6 protein-coding genes and 1 pseudogene are annotated in these 4977 nt (G+C 37.1%); 4 read left to right on the top strand and 3 right to left on the bottom strand.

Going from position 1 to position 4977, the window contains the following annotated elements:
* Both RHOW815_RS06780 and RHOW815_RS06785 read right to left on the bottom strand, forming a co-directional pair.
* The coding region (locus tag RHOW815_RS06780; protein ID WP_215217565.1) for a helix-turn-helix domain-containing protein at nucleotides 1-240 on the bottom strand (240 nt) is incomplete at its 3' end.
* A gap of 160 nt (nucleotides 241-400) precedes the next feature.
* On the bottom strand, nucleotides 401-1117 hold the full coding sequence (locus RHOW815_RS06785) for a putative quorum-sensing-regulated virulence factor (protein WP_215217566.1): 717 nt from the start codon (nucleotides 1115-1117) through the stop codon (nucleotides 401-403).
* A gap of 145 nt (nucleotides 1118-1262) precedes the next feature.
* Between RHOW815_RS06785 and RHOW815_RS06790 the strand changes: the two genes are divergently transcribed.
* The 4 genes from RHOW815_RS06790 to RHOW815_RS06805 are packed head-to-tail and all read left to right on the top strand — an operon-like array spanning nucleotide 1263 to nucleotide 4725.
* On the top strand, nucleotides 1263-1412 hold the full coding sequence (locus RHOW815_RS06790; RefSeq protein ID WP_215217567.1) for a hypothetical protein: 150 nt from the start codon (nucleotides 1263-1265) through the stop codon (nucleotides 1410-1412).
* Nucleotides 1413-1467: 55 nt separating this feature from the next.
* Nucleotides 1468-2523 carry a pyruvate dehydrogenase (acetyl-transferring) E1 component subunit alpha gene (gene pdhA / locus RHOW815_RS06795; protein ID WP_215217568.1) on the top strand — a complete coding sequence of 352 codons (1056 nt, stop codon included), beginning with the start codon at nucleotides 1468-1470 and terminating at the stop codon, nucleotides 2521-2523.
* Nucleotides 2520-3500 (top strand): pyruvate dehydrogenase complex E1 component subunit beta, encoded by a 981-nt coding sequence (locus tag RHOW815_RS06800; protein WP_215217569.1) that lies wholly within the window; start codon nucleotides 2520-2522, stop codon nucleotides 3498-3500. The genes pdhA and RHOW815_RS06800 overlap by 4 nt, the downstream gene beginning before the upstream one ends.
* Before the next feature lie 10 nt (nucleotides 3501-3510).
* The gene (locus RHOW815_RS06805) at nucleotides 3511-4725 is read left to right on the top strand and encodes a pyruvate dehydrogenase complex dihydrolipoamide acetyltransferase (RefSeq protein ID WP_215217570.1); all 1215 of its coding nucleotides are present in this window, start codon (nucleotides 3511-3513) and stop codon (nucleotides 4723-4725) included.
* On the opposite strand, the pseudogene RHOW815_RS06810 reads toward RHOW815_RS06805, so the two are convergent.
* A pseudogene (locus RHOW815_RS06810) lies at nucleotides 4722-4977 on the bottom strand (transposase); the annotation flags it as partial. The gene RHOW815_RS06805 and the pseudogene RHOW815_RS06810 sit on opposite strands and share 4 nt — an antisense overlap.

Genomic DNA, 4977 nt, shown 5'->3' on the forward strand with positions numbered 1-4977 from the left:
TGAAAGTTTTGATTTGCTACCGCCTCGAGGGCTACTTCCAGTTTTATTTTCGGAATCATATTCTCTGAGGTATTCCTGAACAGTGATAGGGCTTATCCGGAGTGTTTTAGCAAGATTTTTTGTTGAGATACCCTCATCATAGCCCAAAATTACACAAAGCCTATTCCGTTCAGAATAGTCTTTTGGATGCTTTAACTTGTGTTCTAAGTCAGCTCTCTGGCTAGGGGTCAGTTTTTTCATACTCAATAGCTTAACACAAAACAAAATATTTTTCTATCCGATTGAATCGGAACCACTATATTTCATATTTCCTCTCAAAATTTACTTTAAAATCTATATTTTTTATTTTACATTTTTTATAGATTCTTTTAAAGAATGTTTTGCTTAAGAGGGAAATACATTAAGTCTTTGTAAGAAGTGGAGTTAAAATTCCTAATTTTTCAAAACCTTGCTTTAACTCTTTATTTTCCGGTTTATCAAAAGCACCACTAGATGCTAGCCATGTGACATAATTACGAGGAACCTCTTCTAAAGGCTTGCCTTGATGTTTACCAAATGGCATGCGAGATACAACTTGGGGTTTAGAAAGAAGTTGCAATACCGTTTGAATGGGCAAATCATCAATCATAACGCTAAAAACTTGGTGCAGTATAATTACATCATCAAGCGCTCTATGTGCTTGATTAGCGGAGAAACCATAGGTTTCTCTTAAAAACTGTAGAGAATGCCTAGGGAGATCATTGCGGTATTTACGTGCCCATTTAAGGGTGTCAATATATTGAAAAAAGGGAAGAGGAACTTCTGCTCGTTTAAATTCTGCTTCCAAAAACAATTGATCAAAGGCGTCATTATTGTGAGCGATTAACACCGTATTATCAGGGCAAAATTGTGTGAATTTTTCCGCAATTACTTTAAAGCTAGGAGCATCTTTTACCATTTCATCAGTAATGTGATGGATAGCACTAGCTTCTTTTGGAATAGGGCATTCTGGGTTGATTAACTCTACAAAGGAACGATCTTCTATCGGATCATAAGCAGCAATTTCAATAATTCGATCTTTAGCAGACTTTACGCCAGTTGTTTCTGTATCGTAGTAAATAGGTCGTAATTTTTTCATAAACCCTCTGTTTTTAACGGATTATAGATTACAAAATTAAATTGATCTATCATTTTATCCTAAAAATAAGAATGGTTAGATTCTTAGCTTTTCAATTTTTCTCATATGTAGTATCCTGATTGTCAATAAATTAGGAGTTATAATTATGCGCTTATTAAGTGTGATTTTTGGGATCATTTGTCTTTCTGGTTGTTACCAAATGCGTGGTGATGAGGATTTGCGTACAGTTCCGGTAACAAACAATCCCACTATTGTACCAAACAAAGGTGGATTTCCTCCTTTTCCTTCAATGTGATTGATTTATTTATTTTAATTGCGCTAGTTTAAGTCTTAATGAAAAAAAATCGAATATGAAAAAGCAAACCGTAATTGAATACAACTTTTTTCCAAGTAATTTAGAAAAAGAGATTGCCTTACTTGGCAAAAATAAGCTCCTTTTTGCGCTTGAGCAAATGCTATTGATACGCAATTTTGAAAATCGAGCTGAAGGGGCCTACCTGCAGGGTAAAATTGGTGGTTTCTTTCATTCTTATATTGGTCAAGAGGCAGTGCAAACAGCTGCTGTTTTTGCAATGGGGAAAGATCAGTGGTGGGCTACTTCTTATCGTTGCCATGCCTTGGCCCTATTATTAGGAGCTACTCCCATCGAACTCATGGCTGAGTTATTAGGTCGTATTAATGGTAATGCAAAAGGACGAGGTGGTTCGATGCATTTTTTTACAGAGCAGCTTTTAGGAGGGTACGGAATTGTAGGAGGACAAATCCCTATTTCAACAGGCGCTGCTTTTAGCATTAAATATAAACAAAAAAATGCTTTAAAAGAGTCCAAACAAGTTTCTGTATGTTTTTTTGGAGAAGGGGCAGTAGCTCAGGGTTCTTTTCACGAATCACTGAACTTAGCTTCTTTGTGGGATCTTCCTTGCATATATGTGATTGAAAATAATCACTGGGGTATGGGAACCCATGTAGCAAGAGCTCTTTGTTTAGAGCCTATTGCAGAGACAAAGGCGCCTAGTTTTAATATGAAAGGGTATACTTTAGATGGCATGGATTTTTTTAACTGCTATGCAGGTTTTTCTTCGGCATTTGAAGAAGTTAAAAAAACATCGCGTCCTATTTTAATTGAGGTGATTACAGAAAGATTTAAAGGACATTCCATTTCAGATCCTGCTTTGTATCGCAGCAAAGATGAATTAAAAAATAACATGCAAAAAGATCCTATCTTTTTGTTAATGCAAGTTATGCAAAAAGCAAACATGATCACAGAGAGCGAGTATCAATTTCTTAACCAAAAACAAAAGCAAATAGCAATAGATGCTTTAAAATATGCAAATCAAAGTTCTTGGCCCGATCTGGTAACATTAGGGCAAGATGTATTTGCTCCATCAGAAGAGAATAACACATGAGCACCCAACTAACGGAAATGCGAGAAGCGTTGCGACAAGCTCTTGATGAGGAAATGCAGAAAGACCCACGTGTTTTTATCATAGGTGAGGAAGTAGCAGAATATAACGGAGCTTATAAAGTCACTAAAGGGATGTTAGAAAAATGGGGTCCTGATCGTGTAATAGATACACCCATTGCAGAACTTGGTTTCTCCGGACTTGCCATTGGAGCTGCAATGACAGGCTTAAAACCTGTGGTTGAGTTTATGAGTTTTAATTTCTCTTTTGTAGCTTTTGATCAAATCATATCTAATGCCATCAAAATGTATTACATGTCAGGCAATAGATTTTCCGTCCCGATCGTTTTTCGTGGGCCTAATGGAGCAGCAGCACAGGTTTCTTCACAGCATTCGCATTGTGTAGAGGCCCTCTATGCTAATTTTCCTGGATTGATTGTGATTGCTCCTAGCAATCCTTATGATGCAAAAGGCCTTTTAAAGTCGGCTATCCGTCAGAACAATCCCGTGCTTTTTCTGGAAAATGAGCTTTCCTATGGAGATAAAATGGAAATCCCCACAAAAGAGTATCTAGTGCCGATTGGAAAAGCGCGTGTTGTTAGAAAAGGAAATCACGTTACATTAATATCGCATAGTCGGATGGTTTTGCTTTGTGAGGAAGCTGCAAAAGAACTGCAAACCCGAGGAATTCAAGTAGAACTCATCGATTTAAGAACCATTAAGCCCCTTGACATCGATACTATTGCAACTTCTGTACGTAAAACCCATTTCTGTGTTCTTGTAGAAGAAGGGCACATATTTGGAGGAATTTCTGCAGAAGTAGGTTTTCAGATTATAGAGCATTGTTTTGATGATCTTGATGCTCCTCTTGTAAGAGTTGCGCAAAAAGAAACCCCTATGCCTTATTCCAAGGTATTGGAAAAGCAAACTATGCCCACTAAAGAGCAAATTATCGAAGCGGTGCAAAAAGTTTTAGCTTAAAGGAGTGTCTATGCCATTTACTGTAACCATGCCAAAACTATCTCCTACAATGGAAGAAGGAAATATTGTAAAGTGGCTTAAGAAAGAAGGCTCATATATCAAAGAAGGGGATGCTTTTATCGAAATTGCAACAGATAAATCTACAGTAGAGCATGCTGCTTTAGATGAAGGATGGTTGCGTAAGATCTTAGTTCAAGAAAATCACACAGCACAGGTAAATCAAGCAATCGCCATTTTTACCGAAGAAGAAAATGAAAGCATAGAGGGATATCGACCAGAAGGGATTTCTCTTACTCAAGAAGAACCTCCTCAAGAACCCCAAAAACAACCAACTTCAAATACAGAAGAGCCTTTAGAGGCTACAACTAGAATAAAAGCATCTCCTTTAGCTCGCAAAATTGCAAAAAAACAAGGATTGAATTTAAATCTTGTTAAAGGATCAGGTCCAAAAGGTAGAATTATGAGTCGAGATCTTGTCTTTGCATCGTCAAGTACTAATATGAAGCAACAAGAGCTTCCTAAAAGAGCTGCTGGAGAATTTGAAGAAGAGTCTCTATCTCCTATGCGTAAAGTGATTGCTCAACGTCTGCAAGATGCAAAAAGTTTTATTCCTCACTTTTATTGCGCACAAGAAGTGCAAATGGATAAAGTGGTCTCTCTAAGAGAAGAGTTAATTTCTTTAGGCATTAAACTCTCTTTTAATGATTTTATCCTGCGTGCTACCGCTTTAGCTCTAAGAGAGTATCCTCATGTAAATTCTGGGTTTAATCCCGATTCTCGCACAATTATACGTTTTAAGACCGTAGATATAGCAATAGCTGTCAGCATACCCGATGGGTTAATTACGCCAATTGTTCGCGCAGCCGATGATAAAAATCTACAAGAGCTTTCTAAAGAAGTAAAATCATTAGCTGGAAAAGCGCAGGCAAATAAGCTAAAGCGGGAAGAATATGAAGGGGGCTCATTTACCATTTCTAATTTAGGAATGTACGGCATTTCAGAATTTGTAGCGATCATCAATCCACCACAAGCTGCTATTTTAGCTGTAGGAGCGATTGAAGAAAAACCTATTGTAGTGGATAAAAAAATAGTCATAGGCAAGACGTTAAAACTTCAATTGTCCGCTGATCATCGAGTATTAGATGGAATAGATGCGGCTAAATTTTTAAAAACCCTACAAAAGTATTTAGAAGCGCCGTCTATGCTTCTCTTAGAGCCTGTTTAAAATCTTTTCAAAAATAGAGCAATAAAAGCGAGAACCACTATACCCAGGCTGGTATGTAGTTTTCTTTCGCAATTTTTCCATAGCCTGCGACATTTTTCTATCCACGCAAAAGAACGCTCTACAACCCATCTTTTGGGAATAACTGATGAAGTGTATTTCTTTTTGCAAATTTTTCTCCAGAATATCCTCCATCTGCTAAAACATTTTTTACACCGAACAAATGGTTTTTATGTAGTGAAAATGCTTCTATAC

This window comes from Candidatus Rhabdochlamydia sp. W815 (assembly GCF_018642185.1).
GTDB lineage: Bacteria > Chlamydiota > Chlamydiia > Chlamydiales > Rhabdochlamydiaceae > Rhabdochlamydia > Rhabdochlamydia oedothoracis.

Excerpts from the sequence above, each read along its gene's own strand:
- RHOW815_RS06790 (WP_215217567.1), top strand. The coding sequence starts at position 1,263 with ATGCGCTTATTAAGTGTGATTTTTGGGATCATTTGTCTTTCTGGTTGT.
- pdhA (WP_215217568.1), top strand. The coding sequence starts at position 1,468 with ATGAAAAAGCAAACCGTAATTGAATACAACTTTTTTCCAAGTAATTTA.
- RHOW815_RS06785 (WP_215217566.1), bottom strand. The coding sequence starts at position 1,117 with ATGAAAAAATTACGACCTATTTACTACGATACAGAAACAACTGGCGTA.
- RHOW815_RS06805 (WP_215217570.1), top strand. The coding sequence starts at position 3,511 with ATGCCATTTACTGTAACCATGCCAAAACTATCTCCTACAATGGAAGAA.
- RHOW815_RS06800 (WP_215217569.1), top strand. The coding sequence starts at position 2,520 with ATGAGCACCCAACTAACGGAAATGCGAGAAGCGTTGCGACAAGCTCTT.